This is a genomic window from Nocardia sp. NPDC004415, from assembly GCF_053602435.1.
In genome coordinates, this window is sequence record NZ_JBSGDP010000061.1 from 14,609 (window position 1) to 37,163 (window position 22,555).

At 71.9% G+C, this 22,555-nt stretch carries 15 protein-coding genes; 5 read left to right on the forward strand and 10 right to left on the reverse strand.

All coding sequences use genetic code 11. The features are described 5' to 3' along the window. Positions 1-129: 129 nt before the first annotated feature. The 10 genes from ACWEMY_RS23810 to ACWEMY_RS23855 all read right to left on the reverse strand — a co-directional run bounded on the left by ACWEMY_RS23810 (position 130) and on the right by ACWEMY_RS23855 (position 12,885). Positions 130-3,870, reverse strand: coding sequence for an ABC transporter ATP-binding protein (locus ACWEMY_RS23810; protein WP_452391803.1), 3,741 nt, complete (start codon positions 3,868-3,870; stop codon positions 130-132). Next, complete coding sequence (locus ACWEMY_RS23815) at positions 3,867-5,213, reverse strand: LLM class flavin-dependent oxidoreductase (RefSeq protein ID WP_375929733.1); 1,347 nt, start codon at positions 5,211-5,213, stop codon at positions 3,867-3,869. The genes ACWEMY_RS23810 and ACWEMY_RS23815 overlap by 4 nt, the downstream gene beginning before the upstream one ends. A 32-nt stretch (positions 5,214-5,245) precedes the next feature. Continuing rightward, on the reverse strand, positions 5,246-6,007 hold the full coding sequence (locus ACWEMY_RS23820; protein ID WP_375929734.1) for an ABC transporter ATP-binding protein: 762 nt from the start codon (positions 6,005-6,007) through the stop codon (positions 5,246-5,248). Then, positions 5,983-6,834, reverse strand: coding sequence for an ABC transporter permease (locus tag ACWEMY_RS23825; protein WP_375929735.1), 852 nt, complete (start codon positions 6,832-6,834; stop codon positions 5,983-5,985). Before ACWEMY_RS23825 ends, ACWEMY_RS23820 begins: the two co-directional genes overlap by 25 nt. Then, entirely contained in the window at positions 6,834-7,874 is a 1,041-nt protein-coding gene (locus ACWEMY_RS23830; RefSeq protein WP_452391804.1) for an ABC transporter substrate-binding protein, read from the reverse strand. Before ACWEMY_RS23830 ends, ACWEMY_RS23825 begins: the two co-directional genes overlap by 1 nt. 172 nt (positions 7,875-8,046) lie before the next feature. After that, positions 8,047-9,174, reverse strand: coding sequence for an ROK family protein (locus ACWEMY_RS23835; RefSeq protein WP_452391805.1), 1,128 nt, complete (start codon positions 9,172-9,174; stop codon positions 8,047-8,049). A gap of 149 nt (positions 9,175-9,323) precedes the next feature. Continuing rightward, positions 9,324-9,599, reverse strand: coding sequence for a SelT/SelW/SelH family protein (locus ACWEMY_RS23840; protein ID WP_375929739.1), 276 nt, complete (start codon positions 9,597-9,599; stop codon positions 9,324-9,326). A gap of 19 nt (positions 9,600-9,618) precedes the next feature. Then, complete coding sequence (locus ACWEMY_RS23845; RefSeq protein WP_375929740.1) at positions 9,619-10,017, reverse strand: YchJ family protein; 399 nt, start codon at positions 10,015-10,017, stop codon at positions 9,619-9,621. A gap of 34 nt (positions 10,018-10,051) precedes the next feature. Further along, positions 10,052-10,426 carry a hypothetical protein gene (locus tag ACWEMY_RS23850; RefSeq protein ID WP_452391806.1) on the reverse strand — a complete coding sequence of 125 codons (375 nt, stop codon included), beginning with the start codon at positions 10,424-10,426 and terminating at the stop codon, positions 10,052-10,054. 47 nt (positions 10,427-10,473) lie between these two features. Further along, positions 10,474-12,885: an AAA family ATPase gene (locus ACWEMY_RS23855; RefSeq protein WP_452391807.1), complete on the reverse strand. Its 2,412-nt coding sequence runs from the start codon at positions 12,883-12,885 to the stop codon at positions 10,474-10,476. A gap of 421 nt (positions 12,886-13,306) precedes the next feature. Here ACWEMY_RS23855 and ACWEMY_RS23860 point away from each other — a divergent pair, with 421 nt between their 5' ends. From ACWEMY_RS23860 to ACWEMY_RS23880, 5 genes are all read left to right on the forward strand, one after another. Further along, positions 13,307-16,285 carry a DUF5691 domain-containing protein gene (locus ACWEMY_RS23860; protein WP_452391808.1) on the forward strand — a complete coding sequence of 993 codons (2,979 nt, stop codon included), beginning with the start codon at positions 13,307-13,309 and terminating at the stop codon, positions 16,283-16,285. Continuing rightward, on the forward strand, positions 16,282-17,382 hold the full coding sequence (locus ACWEMY_RS23865; protein ID WP_375929744.1) for an ATP-binding protein: 1,101 nt from the start codon (positions 16,282-16,284) through the stop codon (positions 17,380-17,382). The genes ACWEMY_RS23860 and ACWEMY_RS23865 overlap by 4 nt, the downstream gene beginning before the upstream one ends. A 49-nt stretch (positions 17,383-17,431) precedes the next feature. After that, positions 17,432-19,831, forward strand: a complete 2,400-nt coding sequence (locus tag ACWEMY_RS23870) for a DUF5682 family protein (protein WP_452391809.1) — start codon at positions 17,432-17,434, stop codon at positions 19,829-19,831. Positions 19,832-19,919: 88 nt separating this feature from the next. Next, on the forward strand, positions 19,920-21,083 hold the full coding sequence (locus ACWEMY_RS23875) for a VWA domain-containing protein (protein WP_452391810.1): 1,164 nt from the start codon (positions 19,920-19,922) through the stop codon (positions 21,081-21,083). A gap of 96 nt (positions 21,084-21,179) precedes the next feature. Further along, positions 21,180-22,555: protein kinase domain-containing protein (locus tag ACWEMY_RS23880; RefSeq protein ID WP_452391811.1), on the forward strand; the 1,376-nt coding region annotated here is incomplete at its 3' end.

A 22,555-nucleotide genomic window follows, 5' to 3' on the forward strand; every position in this document is an offset into this window, starting at 1 on the left:
TCCCGCAGGTAACTGTTACTCCACGCAACACCGGTGAAACCGGCCGACCGACGTTTTCCGGCCCCCACGACCGGAAAACCGGCTGCCGCCCGGAGCACCCCCTCCGGACGGCAGCCGACCCCACGCCGGTTAGCTGGAAATGCGCTGCGGTTCGTCGCCGACGTAGGCGGCCCACAATCGCCGATACGGGCCGTCCGTCGCCAGCAGTTCGGCATGGGTGCCCACCTGCACCAGCGCCCCCGACCCGACCACCGCGATCAGGTCGGCGTCGGCCGCGGTGGCCAGCCGGTGCGCCACCACGATGGTGGTGCGGCCGGTGGTCAGCACGTCGACGGCGGCACGCACCCTGGCCTCGGTCGCCAGGTCCAGCGACGCGGTCGCCTCGTCCAGGATGAGGATGTCCGGGTCGACGAGCTGGGCCCTGGCCAGCGCGAGCAGCTGGCGCTGCCCCGCCGACAGGCTGCGCCCGTGCGCGCCGATGGGCTGGTAGTAGCCGTGTTCGAGCGCGGCGATCATCTCGTGCGCGCCGACGGCCCGCGCGGCCCACTCGATCTCGGCGGGTTCAGCCTCCGGACGCCCGTAGGCGATGGCCTCGCGCACGGTGTCACCGAAGAGGAACGGTTCCTGCGGCACCACGCCGAGCCGTTTGCGGAACTCGCGCAGCCGGAACCGCCGGATGTCGACCCCGTCGACGAGCACCGCGCCCTCGGTCGGGTCGTAGAACCGCGCGAGCAGCTTGACCAGCGTCGACTTGCCCGCTCCCGTCTCCCCGACCAGCGCGACCTTCTGACCGGGCTCGATGCGCAGGTCGAGTCCGTCGAGCACGGTCTTGGTCCGCGCGGCGTAGCCGAAGCTCACCGACCGCAGTTCGACCGCGCCGTCGAGGCGGGTCACCGGCAGCGGATCGTCGGCCTCCGGGGTGTCGACGGGGGTGCGCAGCAGTTCGCCGATGCGGTCGACGCCGACCACCGCCTGCTGGTAGCTGTCGAAGACCTGCGAGAGCTGCTGGATCGGGGCGAACAGCAGCTCGATGTAGAGCAGGAAGGCGATGAGCGTGCCCGCGGTGAGCAGGTCCTCACGCACCTGGTGCACGCCCACGGCGAGCACCGCGGCGGTGGCGATCACCGACATCAGTTCGATGCACGGGAAGAACACCGCCATCAGCACCTGCGAGCGCAGCCGCGCCGTGCGATAGGCCCAGGACCGGCGCTCGAACTCGGTCTGGTTGACCGCCTCACGGCGGAACGCCTGGGTGACGGTGATGTTGTCGACGTTCTCCTGCAGGTAGGCGTTGACCGCGCTGACCCGCTCCCTGGCCAGGTTGTAGGCGGGCACCGAGGCCCGCCGGAAGGCCACCGTCGCCACCGCGAGCACCGGCAGCAGCACCAGCACCACCACCGCCAGCCCGGCGTCGATCACCAGCAGCGCGGTGACCACGCCGGCGATGGTGACGGTGCTGGTCAGCGCGGTGGCCAGGCCGGTCTGCAGGAAGGCCGACAGGCCGTCGACATCGGTGGTCATCCTGGTCATGATCCGGCCGCCGAGCTCGCGCTCGTAGTACTGCAGGCCCAGGCGTTGCAGGTGGGCGAAGGTCTTCACGCGCAACCCGTAGAGCAGCCGCTCACCCGCCCGCCCGGTGACGCGCACCTGGGCCACACTGATCGCCCAGTCGATCACCACCACCACGATCGCCAGCGCCGCCGCCCCCAGCACCACATCGCGCGCCCCGGCCAGCACCCCGTGGTCGATGCCGTAGCGCACCAGGAACGGGATCAGCACCTGGGCGACGGCGTCCAGACCGACCAGCCCCAGCCCGGCCAGCAGCGGCCAGGTGAACGGGCGCAGCAGCCGCGACAGCGAGAAGGCGGTGTCGGGGGTGTGCGAGAACGACTCGTCGACCTCCGGTTCGCCGGACACCGGCGGGAGCTTGTCGAGCAGGGCGACGATGTCACCGCTGGGCGGCGCACTGGCCATCATGCCGCCGCCCGCACCACCACCGGGCCCGGCGGGCGCACCCGCGGAGCGACGGGCGAACGCCTTGGCCAGGTGTTCCATGGTGCGCTCGTCGTCCTGGTCGACCTCCGGGGCCACCCACAGTTCCTCGGTCGCCACGCGGGCGGTGTCACGCTGCGGATCGGCACCGATCCCGACCACCTCGGGCGGGGTGAACAGCGCACGGAACAACTCACCGGAGTGTTGCAGTTCGCGCAGGGTGCCCAGTTCGGCGACCCGGCCGCCGTCGAGGACGGCCACCCGGTCGGCCAGCGCGAGCGTCGAGATGCGGTGCGCCACCACGATGGTGGTGCGCTGGCGCAGTTCGGCGCCGATGCGCTGGTAGATCAGTTCCTCGACCTGGGCGTCGATGGCGGAGGTGGCGTCGTCGAGCACCAGCACCGGCGCGTCGGTGAGCAGGGCGCGGGCCAGGGCGATGCGCTGGCGCTGCCCGCCCGAGAGCCGTTGCCCGCGTTCGCCGATGGTGGTGTCGAGCCCGTCGGGCAGGGCGGCGACGAACTCGTCGGCCGCGGCCAGATACAGCGCGTGCCGGACCTGCTCGTCGGTGGCCTCGGGCCTGCCGTAGGCGACATTGGCGCGGATCGAGTCGGCCATCAGGTGGGTGTCCTCGAAGACCATCGCCACCTGGGCCCGTGGATCGGGCAGCTCGCGCAGGTCGACGCCGTCGAAACGCACCGCGCCGGAGTCCGGGTCGAGCAGGGCGGGCAGCAGGGAGACCAGGATGGTCTTGCCGCTGCCCGCGCCGCCCGCGATGGCGACGGTCTCGCCGGACCCGATCCGCAGGTCGAGCCGGTCGAGGATGGGGGTGTCGTCGAAACCGAAGGTGACCGCGTCGAATTCGATCGACGGCGGCGCGGCGGTCACGGTGTCGTCCGGCTCGCTCCGGTCACCCACGGGCGGTGTGCCGGTGGCGGGCGACTCGATCACCTCGCGCACCCGGTCCAGTGACGCCTTGCCCTGCTGACTCACGGTGAGCAGCATCGAGAACTGCCGCACCGGGCCCACGAACGCGCTCAGGTAGGTCATGAACGCGAGGAAGGTGCCCAGCGTGATGGACTGGCGCAGCGCGAGCAGCCCGCCGACGATCAGGACCAGCGCCTGCCCGGCCGCCGGGATCGCCTGCACGAGCGGGGTGAACCGGCTGGTGATCCGGGCCACCCGCAACCGCGACCGGTACAGCGTGCGCGCGCTGTCACCGAGCTGGTCGAGTTCGTAGCGTTCCTGCCCGAAGCCTTTCACCACCCGCACGCCCGCGACCGCGGCCTCGACCCGCATGGCCACCTCGGCCGCGCGGGCCTGGGCGTCCCAGTTGGCCGGGAACAGCTGACGCTGACTGCGCCGGGTGACGATCCACAGCACCGGCAGCACCAGCAGCGCGATCACCGTCAACGCCGGTGACATCACCGTCATCAGCACCAGCACCGCGGCCAGCAGCGCCACATTGCCCGCGATCATCGGGATGAGCTGCAGGAACATCTGGATCAGCGTCACATCGGTGATCGCCCGGCTCACCACCTGCCCGGTGCGCAGCTGGGCCTGCTCGCGCCCGTCGAGGCGCAGCAGCGCCGCGAACAGGTCACGGCGCAGGTCGTGCTGCACCCCGAGCGAGAGTTCCGAGGACGCCACCCGCCGCGCGTAGGACGCCGCGAACCGCGCCCCGCCGAGCACCAGCAGCACCACCACCCACGGCGCCACCGAGGCGGCGGTGGCGCTGAGGGTGTCGACCACATGGCGCACCACCAGCGGCAGCGCCGCGGTGAGCAGCGCCGCCGCCAGCGCACCGGCGTAGCTGACGATCACCAGCCGCCGGTGCTCGAGACAGCGCGCGACCAGGTAGCGGATCCAATCCGATCTCATCGGGCGGCCACGAGCGCGTCCGCGGTGTCGAATTGGTTGGCGGGCCGGGCGAGGCCGTAGTGGCCGCGCAGGGTGGTCTCGGTGTACTCGGTGCGGAACAGGCCGCGCTCCTGCAGGATCGGGACCACCTCGTCGACGAAACGTTCCAGCCCCGAGGGCAGTACGGCGGGCATGATGTTGAACCCGTCGGCCGCGCCCTGGCGGAACCAGTCCTCGATGGCGTCGGCGACCTGCACCGCGGTGCCCGCGAAGGTGCGGTGGCCACGGCCGCCGCCCAGGCGCGCGATCAGCTCGCGCAGCGTGAGCCGTTCGCGCCGGGCCAGATTCACGATGAGGGTGAAGCGGCTCTTGGCGCCCTCGATGTCGTCCTCGGTGGGCAGGTCCTCGGGCAGTTCGCTGTCGAGATCGAGCTCGTCGATGGGCAGTTTGAACCGGTCGGCGAGCTGCTTGCGCGCGTATTCCGGCGAGATCAGCCGAGCCAGTTCGGCATCGAGCGCCTTGGCCTCCTCCTCGGTGTCACCGATGATCGGCACGATGCCGGGCAGGATCTTGATCGTCTCCGGATCGCGACCCGCCGCGACGGTGCGCGCCTTGAGGTCGGTGTAGAACGCCTTGGCGTCCTCGAGGGTCTGCTGCGCGGTGAACACCGCCTCGGCGTAGCGGGCGGCGAACTCCTTGCCGTCCTCCGAGGAACCCGCCTGCACCAGCAGCGGATAGCCCTGCGGGGAGCGCGGCACGTTCAGTGGGCCGTCGACGCGGAAGTGCTCGCCGTGGTGCAGGATCTTGCGCACCTTGGAGGCGTCGGTGTGGATGCCGAGTTCCTTGTCGGCGAGCACGGCGTCGTCGTCCCAGCTGTCCCACAGCTTGGTGGCGACCTCGACGAACTCCGCGGCCTTCTCGTAGCGCAGCTTGTGTTCGGGGGTGTCGTCGAGGCCGAAGTTGCGCGCGGCGTCCCCGCCCGCGGTGGTGACGATGTTCCAGCCGGCCCGGCCGTTGCTGGCCCAGTCCACCGAGGAGAACCGGCGGGCCAGGTTGTAGGGGTCGTTGTAGCTGGTGGACGCGGTGGCGATGAGGCCGATCCGGCTGGTCTGCACGGCCACCGCCGTCAGGATCACCGTGGGCTCGAGCTTGCCGCTGGGCCTGCGGCCCGGATCACCCATCAGCACGGGGCTGTCGGCGAAGAAGATCGAATCGAGTTTGCCGCGCTCGGCGGTCTGCGCGAGCTTGACGTAGTAGTCGATGTCGGTGTGCGCGTGCGGGTCGCTCTCGGGCAGCCGCCAGGCCGCCTCGTGATGACCGACCGACATCAGGAACGCGTTGAGGTGCAGGTGTTTCTCGGACATGGGTTTGCCTTTCGGGCCGCGTCGTCGCCGGATCAGGCGACGGTGGCGGGTTCGAGGATGACGTCGTCGGCGACACCGAGCGCGGTGAGCAGGGTGCGCCGGACGCGCTGGAAGGCGGGCAGGCTCGCATCGCGGCCGCCGGGCAGGTCGACGAGGGTGTCCACCGACAACTTCCCCTCGTCGAGCACGATCACCCGGTCGGCCAGCGCGACCGCCTCGTCGACATCGTGGGTGACCAGCAGCACGGTCGGCCGGTGCCGGGCGATCAGATCGCGCAGCAGCGCGTGCATCTTGATGCGGGTCAGCGCGTCGAGCGCGCCGAAGGGTTCGTCGGCCAGCAGCAGGTCGGGCTCGCCGACCAGCGAGCGCGCCAGCGAGACCCGCTGCTGCTCACCGCCGGACAGTTCGCTGGGCCAGGCCCGTTCGCGCCCGGCCAGCCCGACCTCGGCCAGCACCTGTTCGGCGGCGGTGCGCCGGGTGCGCGGCTGCCCGTAGAGCACATTGGGCAGTACCCGCTGCCAGGGCAGCAGCCGCGAATCCTGGAACACCACCGAGGTTTTCGCCGGGACGCGCAGCGTGCCGCTGCCGTCGACGTCGTAGTCGAGTCCGGCCAGGGCCCGCAGCAGCGTGCTCTTGCCCGACCCGCTGCGCCCGAGCAGGGCCACGAACTGGCCCGCCGGGATGGTCAGGTCGATCGAGTCGAGCACCGTGCGCTCACCGAAGCGGCGGGTCAGCCCGCGTACGGCCACCCCGGCGACCTTGGTCGCGTTCACCCCGCGATCGTGCGTCGCCATGACAGCACCTTTCGTTCCAGCAGCCGGATCGCCGAGTCCGAGACCAGGCCGAAGACGCCGTAGACCACCAGGCCGACCAGGATCACGTCGGCCTGTCCATAGTTCTGGGCGTTGGTCATCATCTTGCCGAGGCCGTCGGTCGCGTTGACCGTCTCGACCACGATCAGCACCAGCCACGCGCTGGTCACCGAGAGCCGCAGGCCCAGGAAGAAGCCGGGCAGCGAGCCGGGGATCACCACGCTGCGGATGAACTCCGCCCGCGAAACCCCCTGCACCTCGGACAGTTCCACCAGTTTCTGGTCGATCGTGGTGAGCGAGGCGTGGGTCTGGATGTACATGTGCACGATCACGCCGAGGGTGATGAGCACGACCTTGAACTGCTCGCCGATGCCCAGCCACAGGATCATCAGCGGGATCAGGCCCAGGGTCGGGATGGCCCGCTTGATCTGCACCGGGCCGTCGATGATCGACTCACCGAACCGCGACAACCCGGCGATCACCGCGAGGGTGGTGCCGATGAGCACGCCGATGACCAGGCCGAGCATGGCGCGTTGCAGCGAGACACCGAGATTGGCCAGCAGCGGGCCGTTCACCGTGAGGTCCCAGCCGGTCTGCAGCACCGTCCACGGGGCGGAGAGTTTGCGCGGGTCGATCAGCCCGAACAGGGCGCCACCGGCCCAGGCGGCGAGGATCAGCGCCACGCCGAGCAGGCGGGCGGCGGGCACGGCCTTGCGCAGACCCAGCCTGCGCAGGGTGCGGCGTTCGACGAAGCCGTCGTCGGCGGGCGCGACGCCCGGCGCGGCGGCCCGGGGCAGGGCGATGGTCATCACGCCCCCTTGTTGCGGTACGGCGCCGACACCGCGTCGTAGGCGATCTTCTCGAAGCGCCGGTCGAACAGCTGCTCGGCGTCGAACGACTTACCGAAGAATCCGGCGCTCGTCACCAGCTCGATCGTTTCCTGTTCCCAGGCGATCGCCTCGTCCCATTTCTCCGGGAAATACGGCTTTTCCACCGTGGTCAGAATGCGTTTGCCGTCGGCCACCGACACCGACTGGTCCTTCACGTAGTACGCGTCGATCCATTCGTCGGGATGTTCCCAGGCCCATACTTCGCCGCGCGCCCAGAATTTCACGAATTCGGCGACGGCCGCGACCTTGCTCTCGTCGCGCAGCACCGAGGTGGGCGCCCACAGCACGCTCAGCGCGTCGACCGCCGGGGTGGCGACCGCGGTCGCGCCCTCGGAGGCGTACTTGTCGAGGTACTTGGTGATGGTCGGCTCGCTCAGCGGGGCGACGTCGATCTCCTTGGCCTGCAGCGCGGTGAGGAACTTCGGGCCGGTGATCTCCACCAGCTGCACCTCGTCGGTGCGGATGCCCGCGGCCTTGAGCGTGCGCAGCACCACCAGGCCCTGCGCCTGGCCGGGCGAGAAGGCGATCTTCTTGCCGCGCAGGTCGGCGAGGGTGCTGATGCCGGAACCGGGCGCGGTGGCCAGCTTGTACAGCGGGGTCGTGCGCACCTTGACGCCGACGATCTTGGCGTCGAAACCCGTGGCGTGGGCGTGGATCGGCGGGATGCCCGCGTTCGTGGCCAGGTCGACCGACCCGCCGCGGAAAGCCTGGATCACATCGGGTCCGGCGGAGACCGCGGGCCACGACGACACGGTGAACGGCAGCTTGCCCAGCTCGCCGGAGGCCTCCAGCGCGACGCGCGCGTTGTTGGCCGCGATGGTCAGCGAGACACCGGGCGGAACGGCGGTGGGCAGCGGGGCGGTGAGCGCGGAGTCGTCTTCCTCGCCGGTCGCGCAGGACACCGCCAGCAGCGAGGTGGCCGCGGCGAGCAGAGCTATTCGTCGAATGGTTTTGCGCATGATGATTTCTCGGATCGAATCGATGGAATGGTGCGATAAGAATTCGAACCGCGACAACACCGCGAACCCGGAATTTCCCGGACGTCGCCGGTGTGCATTTCGTTCATGCCGACAACTGTCGCTTTCCGGGCCCATTCCGGTCAATATTCGACCGCCTTAAAATAACCACGAATCAAACCGCCTGCGCGGCGACCGTCCCCAGCGGGTCACCGAACAGCTCGTGCAGCACCACGCCGGCGGCCGACATCACCAGCACCCGCCCGGGAAAAGCCGATTCGACGATCACCTCGGCCGGGTCGGCCCCGATCACCGAATGCGCGCGCACCGCGTCGTCGTAGGCCTCGCGCAGGCCCGGTATCAGCCCGAAGCCGCGATCCACCAGGACCAGTGCCTCCGGGTCGAGCAGGTCGATCAGGGCCGCCGCGACCGCGCCCATGGCCGCGGCGCGTTCGAGGAAGCAGGCGCGTTCGGGTCCGCCCGCGGCGGCGGCCGCGACCAGTTCGGGGACCGTGGCGTGCTGCCCACCCGCCTTGATCAGCAGGGCCTGGTCGCCCAGGTCGGCCAGATCGGTGGCGGGATCGGCTGTCGCACTGAGCAACCGGGCCACCGACCCGGCCCCGGAGTGCGGGCCGTAGTGCACCCGGCCGTGCACGGCGAAGGCGGCGTCGATGACATTGCCCACGAACAGCACGATCGAACTGGCCGTCTCGCGCAGATGACCGTAGAGCTGCTCGGCGTGCATGAGCGCGCGGGTGTGGCTGTCCACGCTCACCGGCAGACCGGTCCGGGCGGCGAAGTACTCGCGCACCGGGATGTCGCGCCAGCGCAGGTAGGAGTGGTCGATGACCGAGCCGGTGGTGGTGTCGACGCGGCCACCGATCGCCACGCCGAGACCACGGATGCGCCTGCTGTCGTCGAGGCCATCGGCCACGGCCCTGACCCGCTCGATGGCGGTGTCGAGGATGTCGTAGGGGGCCAGCGTGCGGTGCGGGAGCTGTTCGGTGTGCAGCACGGTGCCCGCGATGTCGACCACCGCGACGGTGCTCTGCGCGGCCGCGATGTGCACCGCCAGCACCACATTGCCCGCGCTGTCGAGCGCGATCGGGCTGTGCGGGCGCCCCACACCGCCGGGTCCAGCGGTCTCCGGCAGTTCCACCAGCAGACCGGCCTCGAGCAGCGCGCGGCTCTGGCAGGTCACCGTCGCCGGGGACACTCCGGCCCGTTTGGCCACGATGCTGCGCGGCGCCGACCCCAGTGCGAGCACCGCCTGTAAGACCGCCCCCGCACTGCTGTTCGTCATGTGCCACACCTCGCCGTCACTCGTGACCGATCACGGTACGGAGCGCGGCGGTCGCGGCGAAGGCTTCAGCGCACGGTGATCCCAACCCGGGCGGTGCCTACACTGGGCCGATGCCGAACTACAGCTTCCGGTGCCGCTGAGGCCCGTGGTCAGTCGCGGCGGTCGCTGTGGCCGAGATCGCGGTCGGGGGCGATGCGGTCGCGCACGCGCTGCTTGAGGACGGCGATCTCGGGAAAACCGCCGTCGGCCTTGCGTTCCCACAGCTGTTCGCCGTCGAGGGTGATGCGGAAGATCCCGCCCTCGCCGGGGATCAGCGCGACTTCACCGAGGTCGGTGGCGAAGGTGCTCAGCAGTTCCTGCGCCATCCAGCTCGCGCGCAACAGCCAGCGGCATTGGGTGCAGTATTCGATCGCGATCCGGGGCATGGGTGCAGTATCCCCCGCGTCAGCTCTGGAACGTGCCGTCCAGGTACACCCAGGCACCGTCGACCCGGACGAACGTGCTCACCTCGTGCAGGGATTCACGCGCCCCGTCGAGCCGGTAGTGGGCGATGAACTCGACGGTGCCGTTGTCGTCGAAGGGCCCGCCCCGCTCGGTCCGGACGACCTCGAGGAACAGCCAGCGCTGCCCCGCGTCGAGTTCCAGGGTGGCGGGCCGGGTGTTCGGATGCCAGGTCCGCAGCAGGTAGTCCACGTCGCCGACCACGAAGGCGGTGTAGCGCGAGCGCATCAGCGTCTCGGCCGTCGGGGCCGCCCGCTCACCGGCCAGGATCGGCCCACAGCACAGGTCGAACGGTTCGCCGCGACGGCACGGACACGGTTTCGGATCAGCCACGGCGCTCATCCTGCCGGACCGCGACGGCGGCGGCCGACCGGCCTCAGCCGAACGGCTGGTGTGCCAGCGGGACGAGCGCGAGGGCGGCGGCCAGGGCGGCGGTCTGCTCGCGCCAGCGGCTCAGGTCGGTGACACCGGGCGCCATCTCGTAGTCGAGGTGGTGGGCCGCGCGCGACAGGGCCGCCCACAGCGCGCCGACCTGTCCGGCGGTCTCGGGTCCGGCGTAGACGCGCAGCGCGAGCAACTGTGCGCGCATCGGGCAGCGCATGAGTTCCGGGGCGATCTGCGCCCACAACTCGTCGACCGCCTGCTCGAGCGCCAGCCGCAGAATCCACGCCACCGCACGCGACCACACCCCGCCCGCGTCCGGCACCGCCCCCGTCAGCAGGTGCTCGGCCGCGTCGAGCCGCTCTTCCACCGAAGGCCGCCGCGTGAACTTCGCCCGTGCGGGCCTGCCCCGCCGATTCACGAGCGGGTGAGGGTCGGTTCGTGGGCGCGCAGCCAGGTGATGAAACGTTCGGTGTCGCTGATCAATTCGCGCATCGGACGGTCGATCGGCACGTGCGCGCCCGCTGTCGCGTCGCGCAGGACACCGACCAGCCAGCGGCCACCGACCGCGCTGAGGTGCTTGTTGAGATCGTCGACGCGGGCGCCGGGGCCCATGATGGCCAGGGTGATCATGGCGCGGGTGGTGTGCGCGTTGCGCACGCGGCGTTCCACCTCGGCGTGGTCGAGGCCGCGGGCGAGCAGTTCGTGGCGGGCCTTGGCCAGCCCGGCCGCCTCGATCGCCGAACGGCAGCAGGTGGCGACCAGTTCGTCGGCGATGGCGGGCGGCAACTGGGGTGTGCGCACCAGCGAGCGGGCGTCGTCGAGATAGCGGCGCACCGGGTCACCGGTGACCCGCACCTCCACCAGTGAGCGGTCGCGGCGCTGCACCTCGAGCACCGTGGCGTCGAGTTGCATGCGCCGCACCGCCTCGGCCAGCCGCTCGTCGTGGGTGAACACCACCACCTGCCGGGCCACGGCCACCTCGGCGAGCACCCGCGCGAGCCCGTCGACCTTGGCGGGGTCCATCGCCTGTACCGGGTCGTCGATCATGACGAAGCGGAAAGGACTGTGCGCCACCGTCGCCCGCGGCAGGAACAGCGAGAGCCCCAGCGCGTGCAGCTCCCCCTGACTCATCACGCCCAGCGCCGCGCCGTCCACCTCGTCGACGGTCACGTCCAGCAGTACCCGCCGTGCCGTCCCCGCGCTGCCCTGCAACCGGATCGCGCCCAGCTCCACATTGCTCTGCTGGCGCAGCGTGCTCCACACCCACCGCGCGGTGCTCTCCAACGGCCGCATCCGCTCCCCGCGAATGGTCGCCGTCGCCGACTTGAGCCACTCGGCCGCCTTCTTCACCACCCGCAACTCCCCCGCGTCGGCCGAGACCGCCCGCGCGGGATCGAGCCACGCGAGAATCCGCGGCACCAGCGGCGACCACACCGCATCGAGCCGCTCGAGCTCGCCGCGCGCCTGCTCGTGCAGTGCGGCCAGCTCCGCGGCGAGCGCGGTGAAGGTGTCACGCACCCGTTCGGCGAAGTCGTCCCCGGGGTCCGCCGTCGCGAGCGCGGCCCATGCCGCCCACCTGCGCCGCACCACGTCTGCGTGGTCTGTGGTCGGCGCGGTGATGGCCAGTTCCGGTGGGACCGGGGTCGGGAGGGCCCGGGTGGCGGTGAGGGCGGTGTCGAATTCGGCGCGGGCCGCGCGCAGGGCGGTGAGTTGCTCGCGGCGGTGGGCGATTTCGGCGTCGGCGGCGGTGAGCCAGGCGGTGTCGAGATCGCCGCGGCCGCAGACCGGGCAGGGGCAGGTGCCGGTCGCGGTGGCGTGGGCGCGGGCACGGGTGAGCAGGTCCAGGACGCGCAGGTCGGCTTCGGCGTCGGTGGTGGCGTGCCGGGCCAGATCGGCGCCCGCCTCGGCGAGGCGATCGGTGGTGGCGGCGACCAGGGCCGGGTCGGGCAGGGTCGGCCGCAACAGCGCGCGCAGCTCGTCGGCACCCAGTGCCGGGCCGCTGACCTCGGCGGCCACCGCGTCGAGGTCGGGGTCGGGGGCGCGCAGGAGTTCGGCGACGCGGCGGGCGCGGTCGTCGTCGACCTCGGCGAGCTCGGCGAGCAGGTCGGCGCGGGACTGCCGCGAATCCTTCACGGCGCGTTCGAGTTCGAGTTTGCGCAGGCGGATGCGTTCGGCGGCCGCGGCCAGGTCGTCGAGGCCGAGCAGGCGGTGCAGCGCGTCGAACAGGTCGCTCGGTTTGCCGTCGACCAGGGCGCCGAGCTCGCTGTAGGACAGGAACGGGCGGTACAGCTCGAGATGCCTGCGCCGCGCGCGCGGGTCGATCGGCCGCGGCGCGGCCTCGCCCCGGCGTTCGGTCCAGCGCGCGTCGGACAGGTCGGTGCCGGGCGCCCAGTACGTCGCGATGGTGCGGTCGGGTTCGTCACCCGCGGTGAGCAGATCCACCTCGATCCGGGCCAGATCGGGTTCGTGCAGGTTGCGCCAGCCCTCACGCCAGGCCGTGGACCGCCCGTCCCAGCGGCGATTTCCCCCGGTCAGCGCGAATTCGGCGGCCTCGGCGAAGCTGGACTTGCCGCTGCCGTTGCGGCCGACCACCAGGGTGAGACCCGGGCCGGGATTCAGCCGCAGGGTGGCCGTGGGCCCGATGCCGCGGAAGCCGTGCACCGTGATCGCGCGCAGGAACACGCCGGTGTCGCCCGCCTCCCCGGCGGGCTGTTCACCGTCGAGCTCGGTGAGCGCGGCGAGCACGCATTCGGCGACCCGGTCCTCCACAGCCGGATCGGCGGCGAGCTCGCGCGCGACCACCTCGGCGATCCGATCGGAGCACACTACCGACAACCCCCTTCGCGCCCGCGCGCAACGCGGCGACCAGGTTGCCCGGGCGCCGTGACCCTGCCCGGAACGCTACCCGATCGCCGGGCGTTCGCCCAGGGGATGCCTTGGGCCCCAGCGAATCTGCCCGCGGGAGTGGAATGGCCATCGCGGAGCCGCGGCGGGCCCTCGATGTCCACCCCTCGCCCACCCCGGCGGGCAGCTCGATGAGGTGCTCACACCCGCGATACGCTCCCTCGAGCGGAGCGGGTGGTCCGGGCGAGCCGAACAGGTCAGAATGCCAGACATTGCTGTTCATGGCAAGTGCGGTCGCGCGAATCTGCCATCGCACCAACGTTTTCCAGCGGTTTCCGTGCTCGGACCGAAAGTTGTCGGTGTGCTGCGGTAGATATTTCGGCGACACAGAACGGGGGAACCGATGACCGAAGCGCAGACGCCGTGGACCGAGGATCAGGTCCGTGCGCTGGCACCCGACGCGAGCTCGCTGACTGCCGCCCGCAAGCTGGCGGGTCGCTGGCGCGAGACCGGCACCGCGTCGAACGCGGTGTGGGGGCTGTGCCAGGGCAGCGGCTCCAAGCCGTACCAGACGATCGTCGATCTGGCCGGTCCCGCGTACAAGTGCTCGTGCCCGAGCCGCAAGTTCCCCTGCAAGCACGCCCTGTCGCTGCTGCTCACCTGGGCCGGCGGCGCGGTGCCCGCGGCGGCGGACCCGGCGGATTTCGCGGCGCAGTGGCTGGCGGGCCGGGCGGCGAAGGCCGCCGCGCCCGCCGCACCCAAGGCCGCGAAGGTTCCGTCGGAGGCAACCGCCGAGCAACGGCGCGCCCGGGTGTCGGCGGGCCTCACCGAGCTCGACGTGTGGCTCACCGATCAGATCCGCACGGGCCTGGCCCAGGCCGACCGCTCGTTCGCGGCCTACGAGGCCATCGCGGCCCGCATGGTGGACGCGCAGGCGCCGCGCATCGCCGAGGCCCTGCGCAGGCTGCCCGCCGCGGTGGTCACCACCGAACACTGGCCCGAGGTGCTGCTGCGCGAGTACGCCCGCCTGCATCTGCTGGTGCAGGCGCATCGCTCGCTGGACGCGCTGCCCGAACCGCTGCGGGCGGGCGTGCGCACCCAGGTCGGCTATCCGGTGCAGGCCGAGTCGGTGCTGGCCGAGCCCGCGGTGCGCGACCGCTGGTCGGTGCTGGGGATGCGGGTCAGCGAGGAGCAACGCCTGCACACGCGCCGCACCTGGCTGCGTGGACGCTCCAGCGGTCGCTGGGCCGTGCTGGTGGAGCACTCCTTCGGCACCCCGAACTTCACCGGTGAGGTGCCCGCGCCGGGCAGCGAGGTCGACGCCGATCTGCACTACTACCCCGGTCCCGTGCCGCTGCGCGCGCAGTGGGGCACCCGGCACGGCGCGCCGGAACCGTTCACCACCGTGCCCGCCGTCGGCGGCACCGGCATCGACGACGCGCTCGACGCCTACGCCGCCGCGCTGGGCGCCGACCCGTGGCTGCGGGGCCTGCCCGCCGTCCTGGCCGACGTGGTCCCCGTGCTCGACGAGCGCGGCTGGCAGCTCGTCGACGCCGACGGGGTGGCGCTGCCGCTGCCCGCCGGCGTGCATCCATGGCGGTTGGTCGCGGTGGCGGGCGGTCATCCGGTGACGGTGACCGGCGAGTGGGGTGCCAACGGATTCGATCCGATCTCGGTGCTGGCCGTCGGCCAGATCACCGACCTGGAGACCGAGTTCCCCACCGTCACCACCACGACTCCCGAACTGGCCGAACTGGTCTCGGTGGCGCTGATGGGCACCGCCCGGCGCGGTGTCGACGGCATCACGCTGGACTCCGCGGTGACCACCGCTGTCCCCCAGCGCGCCGGCGAACCCGCGACGCGCCTGCTCGACACCGCCGCTCTCCAGGACCTCTACCTGCGCGCGGGCCGCCTGCCCGGCACCGCACCCAGACCCGCTCCCGCCGTGGACGATCCGCGTCCCGTGCTGCCACGCCAGGCCGCCGCCCGGCTCAGCCGCCTGCTCGCCGACAAGTCGCCGTTCCTGCCCGAATGGTTCGCCGCCGCGGAACCTTTCGACTTCCGGCTGCCCGATGTGCTGTGCGTGCAGGCGCTGTCGGCCGCGGCCGCCGATACGACCTCGCGCGGCAGGCTGCTGCGGCTGGCGGGCAGGCGGGGCCGCTGGCTGGCCGCCCGCAACCCCGCCTGGGCCAAGCTCGCCGACGAATTCCCCATCGACCGCGGCGTGCTCGAATCGGCCGAGCCCGCCCTCGGCACCGTGGCCTCGGGCGAACCCGCGCCTGCCGCACAGCCGGACTCGGGAACCACCGGCGACGAGGCCACCACCGGCACCCTCCCGGCCGGGCACGACATCTGGCTGTTCGGGACCGCGGGCGAACGCAAGGACTGGTTCCGGGAGCTGCGCGGTTCGGACGCCGCCGCGGCCCTCGCGGTGCTCGACGCCGCGTGGACCAAGGAGTCCGGGCCGGTCAAGGCCGAGCTGCTCGGGCTGCTGAAGACCGGGCTCGGTCCCGCCGACGAGCCGCTGCTCGAGCGGGCGCTCGACGATCGGCGCGGGGATGTACGGCGCACGGCGGCCGGGCTGCTGGCGCGGCTGCCGGGTTCGGCGTTCGGCGCGCGGATGACGGCGCGGCTGTCGACCTGGGTGACGGTGGGCGCGGACGGCGCGCTGCTCGTCGAGGTACCCGCCGAGGTCGACGCGCAGACCCGCCGCGACGGCATCACCGACAGCACCGACCAGCCCACACTGCGCTGGGACACCGTCGACGCCACGGTGCAGACCCTGCACCAGGTGATCGCCGCGACACCGCTCGGGGCCTGGACCGGCATTCTCGGCACCGCCGGTACCGCCGCGACGGCGACGGCCGCCCTGTCGACCCCGCTGCCCGCCCGGTACGCGAAGGCGATCGTCGACGGGTGGGTCGATGCCGCGCTGGCCGCCCGCGACAGCGTCTGGGCGCGCGAACTGTTCGGCCGCGCGACACCGACCGAGCAGGCCGTGCTGCGCCGCCGGGAGCTGTTCACGCTGCTCGACACCGCCGACCGGGTCGCGCACATTCTCGACCTGGACGCCCACCAGCTCACCGAACTGCACGCCATCCTGCCCGGCCTCGCCCATCCGTGGCCGGAGCAGGTCGCGGCACACGTGGTGCGGCTGCTGGGCGAGCGGGCCCGCACCACCGCCCGCCAACCCCACGCGAACGCAGGCGTCTACGCCGATCGCGCCGTACTCACCGCGGCGGGCGTCCATCTGCCCGTCACCCTGGCAGGCCGGATCACCGCGCTGGCCGACACCACCGACGATCCGGCCTGGCAACAGGCTTTCCACCGACTCGCCCACGATCTCACCGACCGCGCGACCATGCTCGAGGAGCTCCGATGACCACTGCCGAAGCCACCACCACCCTGCTGCGCCCGCACGCCGAACAGGCCTTCGCCGACGAACTGGCCGCCCTGGCCCGCGTCGACGACCGGCCCCGGCCGCCGTCGTGGAAGCTCTCGCCGTGGGCGGTGGTCACCTATGTGCTGGGTGGCACCCTCGACGACGGCACGGTGATCACGCCCAAGTACGTCGGCCCGCGCAGGCTCATGGAGGTCGCCGTCGCGACCCTGGCCACCGATCGCGCCCTGCTGCTGCTCGGCGTGCCGGGCACCGCGAAAACCTGGGTGTCGGAACATCTCTCGGCGGCCGTCAGCGGCGAGTCCACCCTGCTGGTGCAGGGCACCTCGGGCACGGCCGAGGAGGCCATCCGTTACGGCTGGAACTACGCGCGCCTGCTGGCCGAGGGGCCCAGCGATGCCGCGCTGGTCCCGTCGCCGGTGATGACGGCCATGCGCACCGGCGCCATCGCCCGCATCGAAGAGCTCACCCGCATCCCCTCCGATGTGCAGGACGCGCTCATCACTGTGCTGTCGGAGAAGACGCTGCCGGTGCCCGAGCTCGGCGCGGAAGTGCAGGCGGCCAAGGGTTTCAATGTGATCGCCACCGCCAACGACCGCGACCGGGGTGTCAACGATCTGTCCTCGGCGCTGCGCCGCCGCTTCAACACCGTGGTCCTGCCGCTGCCCGCCGACGAGGACTCCGAGGTGGCCATCGTGAGCCGCCGGGTCGAACAGCTCGGCGCCGCACTGGAGCTGCCGACCGTGCCCGCCGCCGCCGAGGAGGTGCGCCGCGTGGTCCGCGTCTTCCGTGAACTGCGCTCGGGCATCACCGCCGACGGCCGCACCAAGCTCAAGTCGCCCTCGGGCACACTCTCGACCGCCGAGGCGATCTCGGTGATCACCAACGGCCTGGCGCTGTCGGCGCACTTCGGCGACGGTGTGCTGCGCGCCTCCGATATCGCGGGCGCGGTGCTCGGTTCGGTGATCAAGGACCCGGTCGCAGACTCGGTGATCTGGACCGAATACCTCGAGGCCGTCGTCCGCGAGCGCCCCGACTGGGCCGACTTCTACCGCGCCTGCCGCGAGATCGCCGGCTGACCCGCACACCGCAGGGGAGGACGGATCGCACAGCACCGATGGGGTTTCGATGAGTGAACAGACAGACGACGGCGCCAACCCGCTGCCCGGCGCGACCGCGACGGTTCCCGGACCGGGCGAGGACACCGGGGCGACACCCGTGACGCGGGTGTTCGGCATCCGGCACCACGGTCCCGGCTCGGCCCGCTCCCTGCGCCTGGCGCTGGAGGAGTTCCGCCCGGACACGATCCTCATCGAGGGTCCCGCCGACGCCGATCCGCTGGTCGGGTTCGTCGCCGCCGACACCATGACCCCGCCGGTCGCGCTGCTGGCCTACGTCCCGGATTCACCTGCCCGCGCGGCCTTCTGGCCGTTCGCGGTGTTCTCCCCGGAGTGGCAGGCCATGCGCTACGGCGTCGACCACGCGGTCCCGGTCCGCTTCTGCGACCTGCCCGCGTCCCAGGTCCTGGCCGCCGACGAGGCCGACCGCGGCGGCGACCGCACCGACCCGCTGGGCACCCTCGCGGCCGCGGCGGGCTACGACGACGCCGAACGCTGGTGGGACGCGGTGGTCGAATCCGTCCCGGACAGTACCGCTTTCGACGCCATCACCGAGGCGATGGCCGCGCTGCGCGAAGACGCGCCGGTGTCCGCGGAGACGGATGCCGCCGACGCCGACCCCTCGGCGGTCGAACCGCCGGAGACGCTCGACGGCACCCCGGGAGCGTCGCCCGACGAGGGCAGTGCCACGGCGGCAAGGGAATTCGCTCCGCTCGTCGTCGACCAGCACACCCTGCGACGTGAGGCGCACATGCGCCAGACCATGCGGCAGGTGCTCAAGGGTGGGGCGCGGCGGCTGGCGGTGGTGTGCGGCGCGTGGCACGCGCCCGCGCTGACCGGACCACTCGGCCCGGCGGCTCCGGACACGCGGCTGCTCAAGGGTCTGCCGAAGACCAAGGCCGCGTTGACCTGGGTGCCCTGGACGCATTCACGGCTGGCCGCCGGGTCGGGCTACGGCGCGGGAGTCACCTCGCCGGGCTGGTACCACCATCTGTTCAGCGAGACCGAGCGGCCGGTGGCGCGGTGGCTGACCAAGGTGGCCGGCGTGCTGCGGGCCCACGATCTGCCGGTGTCGAGCGCGCACATCATCGAATCGGTGCGGCTGGCCGACACCCTGGCCGCGTTGCGCGGGCGTCCGCTGGCCGGGCTGTCCGAGGTCACCGAGGCCGTGCGTTCGGTGATGTGCGGCGGCGACGAGACCATGCTGCGGCTGGTGGTCGACGAACTCGTGGTCGGTGAGACCCTGGGTGGCGTCCCCGAGGACACCCCCACCGTGCCGCTGGCCGCCGACCTGCGGGCGCGGATCAAGACCCTGCGGCTCAAGCAGGAGCCGCTGGCCCGCACCGTCGACCTGGACCTGCGCAAAGAGCGCGAGGTGCAGCGCTCGCATCTGCTGCACCGGCTGCGGCTGCTCGGGATCGACTGGGGCACACCGACGGTCGGCGAGACCCGCAACACCGGCACCTTCCGCGAGACCTGGTCGCTGCGCTGGGAACCGGAGTTCGAGGTCAGGATCGTGGAGGCCGCGGTCTGGGGGACGACATTGCGCACGGCGTCCGAGGCCAAGATCCTCGACACCGCGTCCCGCGACGACGTCACCGTCGCGGCGCTGGCCGACGCGCTCGAGCTGGCGCTGCTGGCCGATCTCGGCGGTGCCACCGAGGGTCTGATCACCCGCCTCGAGGCCGCCGCCGCGCTCGACCACGACGTCACCCACCTGCTCACCGCGCTGCCCGGCCTCACCCGGACCCTGCGCTACGGCGATGTCCGCGGCACCGACACCAAGGCGCTGGCGCACGTGGCCGACGGCCTGCTGGTGCGAATCTGCGCGGGCCTGCCCGGCGCGGTCACCGGCCTCGACACCGACGCCGCCGAGGCCCTGCGCGCCCAGATCGACGCCGCGCACACCGCGATCGGCACCCGCGACGACGAGCACGCCACCGCCGAATGGCTCGCCACGCTCCAGCGCATCGCCGACCGTGACGACGTGCACGGCGCCATCGCGGGCCGCGCGGTCCGGCTGCTGTGCGACGCCGAACGCATCGACGACGCCGATTCCGCGCGCCGCCTGGCCGCGGCGCTGTCGGTCGGCAACACGCCCGCCGCCAAGGCCGCCTGGATCGACGGCTTCCTCGGCGGCCGCGGCCTGCTGCTCGTGCACGACCGGGAGTTGTTGCGCCGCATCGACGAATGGCTGCGCGGCCTCGCCGAGGACCAGTTCGTCGCCACCCTCCCGCTGCTGCGCCGCACCTTCGGCTCGTTCGAATCCGGCGAGCGCCGCGCCATCGGCCAGGCCCTGCGCGACACCGGCACCACCACCCCGGTCGCCTCGGGTACCACCGCCGTCGACCCCGCCCGGGGACAACGGGCACTCCTGGCCGCCACCACGATCCTGGGCGCCGCCGGATGATCGCCCTGCGGACGGTCTCCGCGTGGCACCGCGACCACCCGATCACAACCGACGCACCGCCCGTGCACGACCACCAGGAGCACACAGGATGACGGATTCCGACGAAACCCGTTCGCGCCGCTGGCGGCTCGTGCTCGGCACCGCCGCCGAGGAGCAGCTCGGTGGCCTGTCCGGCGGTGCCGACCAGGCGATGGATCAGGCGCTGGCCGCGCTCTACAACACCGGCGAGGCGAGCGGGTCGACGAAGAGGTCCGGCGGACTGGGTGGTTCGGCCCCGCGGGTCGCGCGCTGGCTGGGCGATATCCGCACCTACTTCCCGGCGACAGTGGTCGAGGTGATGCAGCGCGACGCCGTGCAGCGCCTGAATCTCACCCAGCTGCTGCTCGAACCCGAACTGCTGGAATCGGTGGAACCCGATGTGCACCTGGTTGGCACGCTGCTCGGGCTCAACCGGGTGATGCCCGAGACCACCAAGGCCACCGCCAGGATGGTGGTGGAGAAGGTGGTGCGCGAGATCGAGCGGCGCATCGCGGCCAAGACGGTGGCCGCGGTGTCGGGCGCGATCAACCGGGCCGCGCGCACGCACCGGCCCAAGCTGCGCGATATCGACTTCGACCGCACCATCCGCAAGAATCTCGCCAACTACCTGCCCGAACAGCGCACCGTGGTGCCCGAGCGGCTGGTCGGTTACGGCCGCAAGGCGCAGGCGGTCCAGCGTGATGTGGTGCTGGCCATCGATCAATCGGGGTCGATGGCGGCCAGCGTGGTGTACGCGTCGGTGTTCGGGGCGGTGCTGGCCTCGATGCGGTCGCTGAAGACCTCGCTGGTGGTGTTCGACACCGAGATCGTCGATCTCACCGAGCAGCTCAGCGATCCGGTGGACGTGCTGTTCGGTACCCAGCTCGGCGGCGGCACCGACATCAACCGCGCCATCGCCTACTCGCAGTCGCTGATCACCCGGCCCACCGACAGCCTGTTCGTGCTGATCTCGGACCTCTACGAGGGCGGGGTGCGCGAGGAGATGCTGCGCCGGATGAACGCGATGAAGGAGGCGGGGGTGCAGGTGGTGGTGCTGCTGGCGCTCTCCGACGAGGGCGCCCCGGCCTACGACCGCGACAACGCGGCGGCACTGGCCGCGCTCGGCATCCCGGCTTTCGCCTGCACCCCGGACAAGTTCCCGGATCTGCTGGCGACCGCGCTGGATCGCGGCGACATCACCCGCTGGGCCGACACCAACGCACCGGCGGTGTGATCCCGTCGGCGCACGGCGGTGCGGTGGACTCGGGAGCGTTCCCGGCCGGGGCCAACTAGGCTGCGAACGATCGAGTTCGGTGAACGGGGTGAGGCGATGTTGCGGCACGGGGAGGTCTTCGCCGGTTTCGTCATCGAGCGGGAGCTGGGGCGCGGCGGGATGGGCGCGGTGTACGCGGCGCGGGACCGGCGGCTGCCGCGGCTGACCGCGCTCAAGCTCATGCACCGGGATCTGTTCACCGACTTCGAGATCCGGTCCCGGTTCGAGCGGGAAGCCGACCTGGTCGCCCAGCTCGACCATCCGAACATCATCACCGTCTACGACCGCGGGATGGACGAGGACCGGCTCTGGATCGCCATGCAGTTCGTCGACGGGCTCGACGCGGCGGCGGTGCCGGTGCGGGAGTTCGGGACCGAGCGGATCGCGCAGATCGTGGCCCAGACCGCGAGCGCGCTGGACTACGCGCACCGCCAGGGCGTTCTGCATCGAGATGTGAAACCGGCCAATATCCTGCTCTCGCGCACGGCCGGTGTCGGCGCGGGCTTCGACGAGCGGGTACTGCTCACCGATTTCGGCATCGCCAAGCTCCTCGACGACACCGGCGGCCTGACCCGCACCGGCCAGTTCACCGCCACCATCGCCTACGCCTCTCCCGAACAGCTCAGCAGCGCGCCACTGGACGGCCGCGGCGACCAATACTCCCTGGCCTGCACCGTCTTTCGCCTGCTCACCGGCACCGGCCCCTACGACGCCCCCAACCCGGCAACCGTCATGCTCGGCCATCTCAACGCCCCTCCACCACCGGCCAGCACCCGCCGCGACACGCTGCCGACGGCCGTCGACGCCGTCCTCGCCAAGGCCATGGCCAAGAACCCGGCCCACCGCTTCCCCACCTGCGCCGAGTTCGCCACCGCCCTCACCACCGCCCTGCGCACCCGCACCCCGACCGGGTCCCTCCGTGCGGTGCCCAGCGTCTCGGCCCACGACCCCAGCCGTCTCGCCACCACCGCGCCCAGCACCGCCGCCGGTCGCCCGAATATCGGCGAACCCGCGCCGCCGACCGTCCGGCCCACCGTGGGCGGCGACGCGGCACCGGCCTGGCTCGACGCCGTGCACGGGTGCCTGCTCGGCGGGGCGCTCGGGGACGCACTCGGGGCCCCGGTGGAGGACAAATCGCTTCGGCAGATTCGGAGCGAGTACGGGCCGGGCGGGGTGACCGACCCGGCTGTATTGCGGATCTCGGAGGAGACGCAGCTGACGGCGTTCACCGTGGAGGCGCTCATCCGGGGGTCGGTGCGGGCCAGGACCGACGGGGTCGGTGGGGCGACGCTGGGGTTGTTGCAGCAGGGGATGCTGGTGTGGTTGCGCGGACAGGTCGACGACGTCCCCGGGCAACCCGGCAGACTGTTCAGCACGCTGAGCGGGCACGACGAGCTGATCGAGCAGCGCGGCGCGGTCGCCCTGCGGCGGCG

What these genes read in the sequence shown, in the direction of transcription:
- ACWEMY_RS23810 (WP_452391803.1), bottom strand. Translation starts at nt 3,870, where the DNA reads ATGAGATCGGATTGGATCCGCTACCTGGTCGCGCGCTGTCTCGAGCAC.
- ACWEMY_RS23815 (WP_375929733.1), bottom strand. Translation starts at nt 5,213, where the DNA reads ATGTCCGAGAAACACCTGCACCTCAACGCGTTCCTGATGTCGGTCGGT.
- ACWEMY_RS23820 (WP_375929734.1), bottom strand. Translation starts at nt 6,007, where the DNA reads ATGGCGACGCACGATCGCGGGGTGAACGCGACCAAGGTCGCCGGGGTG.
- ACWEMY_RS23825 (WP_375929735.1), bottom strand. Translation starts at nt 6,834, where the DNA reads ATGACCATCGCCCTGCCCCGGGCCGCCGCGCCGGGCGTCGCGCCCGCC.
- ACWEMY_RS23830 (WP_452391804.1), bottom strand. Translation starts at nt 7,874, where the DNA reads ATGCGCAAAACCATTCGACGAATAGCTCTGCTCGCCGCGGCCACCTCG.
- ACWEMY_RS23835 (WP_452391805.1), bottom strand. Translation starts at nt 9,174, where the DNA reads ATGACGAACAGCAGTGCGGGGGCGGTCTTACAGGCGGTGCTCGCACTG.
- ACWEMY_RS23840 (WP_375929739.1), bottom strand. Translation starts at nt 9,599, where the DNA reads ATGCCCCGGATCGCGATCGAATACTGCACCCAATGCCGCTGGCTGTTG.
- ACWEMY_RS23845 (WP_375929740.1), bottom strand. Translation starts at nt 10,017, where the DNA reads ATGAGCGCCGTGGCTGATCCGAAACCGTGTCCGTGCCGTCGCGGCGAA.
- ACWEMY_RS23860 (WP_452391808.1), top strand. Translation starts at nt 13,307, where the DNA reads ATGACCGAAGCGCAGACGCCGTGGACCGAGGATCAGGTCCGTGCGCTG.
- ACWEMY_RS23865 (WP_375929744.1), top strand. Translation starts at nt 16,282, where the DNA reads ATGACCACTGCCGAAGCCACCACCACCCTGCTGCGCCCGCACGCCGAA.
- ACWEMY_RS23870 (WP_452391809.1), top strand. Translation starts at nt 17,432, where the DNA reads ATGAGTGAACAGACAGACGACGGCGCCAACCCGCTGCCCGGCGCGACC.
- ACWEMY_RS23875 (WP_452391810.1), top strand. Translation starts at nt 19,920, where the DNA reads ATGACGGATTCCGACGAAACCCGTTCGCGCCGCTGGCGGCTCGTGCTC.